Below are 2,557 nucleotides of genomic sequence, written 5' to 3'. Positions count from 1 at the left end.
TTGGGGAACCAACAGACACATAAAGTGGATAGTTATCTCCTAAAATTACTCATCCATCTGCTTCTCTACCAATACCGGCCAATGTCTTTTCTACTGGCCAAATTCTGGCAGATTTTTTCTCAAAAAAACCCTTGACAAATCCCCGCACTTGACAGATACTTATATATAGAATGGGAATCCGTGCCTGCCTGCGAACCCTCTTTTTTCAGGTCAGATAAGCGTCAAGAAAATAAAAACCTGATAACCAGTCCCTAACTACCTATAAGCTTTTCAACCAATCACTAATCAACCGGTTAACCTCTGTGGGAATTTCATCGTGGGGACAATGACCGGCAGTTAGATAATATTCTGTCAGAGAAGGATAGTATTGACGGAATTTGGCCCCGCGTTCCCTAGTATTCATCCAAGGGTCCCCTTCACCCCATAACATCAACAGGGGACAGCTTAACTTTTGCAGGAGAATATCCACATTTTCCCCCCGGGGAGATTTAAACACAGAAGCAAAAACTTTGGCTGCTCCCGCATCCAGGGAAGGACGACGGATATCTTCTATTAACTGCTCAGTAATGGCACTGCGATCGAGATATACTTTCTCTAGGGTTTTGCGGATAGTTTTTGGTTGACGGGTATAGAGAAATAAGAGATAACTGGCCCAGGGTTGCAGCAGCATCGATCGCAGTAATTTTTGTGCTAAATTAGGCTGACGATTGCTTTCTGTATCGCTAAAGGGACCGGCGCTATTGAGGAGAATTAATCCCCGAACATTCTCGGAATGATTAGCAGCCACACAGAGAGAAGCGTAACCCCCCAGAGAATTACCCGCTAAAACCGTCGGTTGGCCCACAACTTCCTTGATAAAATCATTTAATTGTTGCTGCCAAAGATTGCCACTATAGACAATATCCGGTTTAGCTGATCTACCAAATCCTAACAGATCGATCGCCCATACCTCCCATTCTGAGGCTAAACCTTGCACATTTTTTCGCCAATGGTCGGTAGAAGCACCAAAACCGTGGACTAATAGTAATGGGGGTTTTCCCGCAACTCTAGTACCCGCTTGCACATAGTGTATCGAATGTCCTTGCCATTGCCAATTTTGCCTTGTCGTCAGAGCAGCTGTATTCATCTGCTGTTTTGTTAAGTAATGTGAATAATTCTTAGTCTAACCGATTGAGAAACTGGAGACAAAGCTAGAGATTTTTAGCCAAACCCCTTGACCAAAACCGCAACTTGACATATACTTATATATATAATGGGAATCCGTGCCTGCCTGCAACCCCTTCATTTTTGGGCAAATAACCCTAAAAAACACTCTTACAAAAAAATCTTGAGCGAACCCATAACCCAGAGAATTACTCCTGAATCACTGGGACAGTTTTTTCCTAATTCCGATAATAGCTATGAAGATTTTGACGATTTTACGGGGATTAATCGACGAAAATCCCTTAAGTCAGGCGGATCTAGAAGATTTACTAGAGATCGAATCCTTAAATTTTAGGGAGACTAACCCTCTCATCCTACAGGAAAGGGCGGAACTATTAACGATTCTCTGGCCGCGAGTCTGGCAAAAATGTCAGGAGTTAGGGATAAATCAGCCAAATCAGATTTTGATCAGCTGTTGGCGCTTCTGGATTCCCTGGGCGCTACAGCTACGCAACCACGCAAAACCGTTGATTCAAGGCATTTTGGCCCCCCAAGGCACGGGGAAGACCACTTTAACATCCATAATGTCGATTATTTTAGCCTATTTTGATTTAAAAGTAAATAATCTCTCTTTAGATGATATTTATAAGACCTATAATGAGCGAATAAAATTGCGTCAAAAGGATAAAAGATTGCGCTGGCGTGGTCCACCGGGTACTCATGATATAGAATTAGGAATTAAAGTTTTAGAACAGGTTTGTCAGCAAGAAAGTCCGATTTTAATCCCGCGTTTTGACAAGTCCCTGCATCGAGGACAAGGAGATAGAATTGCACCGGAACAAGTGGAACGAGTTGATATTCTTTTTTTCGAGGGTTGGTTTGTGGGCATGAATCCAGTAGAGGAAACAGTCTTTGATCATGCTCCCGATCCGATTAATAGCGAAGAAGACCGACAATTCGCCCGGGATAATAATCAAAGATTGCGAGAATATCTACCCCTCTGGTCAAAAATCGATCGCTTACTGATTCTTTATCCCCTTGACTACCGTTACAGTTTACAATGGCGACAGGCAGCCGAAGCAAAAGGAGGTATGAACCCATCAGAAATCGAGGAATTTGTCAAGTATTTTTGGAAAAGTTTACATCCGCAATTATTTCTCCCACCCCTGCTCAAACAAGCGCATCTAGTGGTAGAAATTAATCGGGATCATAGTCTGGGAAAAATCAGTAATCAGTGAAAAGAAAGCTCCGAACTTGTCACTTAACACTATTGACTGATAACTGATAAGGCTCTTCTGGTTTTCGTGTGTTAATTTTTGTTATGAATTAAAGCAAGCAAACAGCTTAAGTCGAAGATGTTCAAAATTGGTAAATCCATAACTTATTCTTTTAATAAGCTTTATTTTGGTATTCA

General features: G+C 41.9%; 3 protein-coding genes and 1 pseudogene. 2 read left to right on the top strand and 2 right to left on the bottom strand.

Annotated elements, in window-relative coordinates; all coding sequences use genetic code 11:
• A pseudogene (locus tag IM322_RS23510) lies at positions 1-81 on the top strand (DUF29 domain-containing protein); the annotation flags it as partial.
• 178 nt (positions 82-259) lie between these two features.
• Here IM322_RS23510 and IM322_RS19120 read toward each other — a convergent pair.
• A complete protein-coding gene (locus IM322_RS19120; RefSeq protein ID WP_287673052.1) occupies positions 260-1,126 on the bottom strand; it encodes an alpha/beta fold hydrolase in 867 nt (288 codons plus the stop codon).
• A gap of 274 nt (positions 1,127-1,400) precedes the next feature.
• On the opposite strand from IM322_RS19120, the gene IM322_RS19115 reads away from it, so the two are divergent.
• Entirely contained in the window at positions 1,401-2,381 is a 981-nt protein-coding gene (locus tag IM322_RS19115; RefSeq protein WP_287673053.1) for an ABC transporter ATP-binding protein, read from the top strand.
• A gap of 81 nt (positions 2,382-2,462) precedes the next feature.
• Here the strand turns inward: IM322_RS19115 and IM322_RS19110 are convergent.
• A partial coding sequence (locus IM322_RS19110) for a transposase (RefSeq protein WP_287673054.1) occupies positions 2,463-2,557 on the bottom strand: 95 nt, incomplete at its 5' end.

It is taken from the genome of Microcystis sp. M109S1 (genome assembly GCF_020247025.1).
Taxonomy (GTDB): domain Bacteria; phylum Cyanobacteriota; class Cyanobacteriia; order Cyanobacteriales; family Microcystaceae; genus Microcystis.
This window is presented reverse-complemented; position numbering and strand designations above follow the sequence as displayed.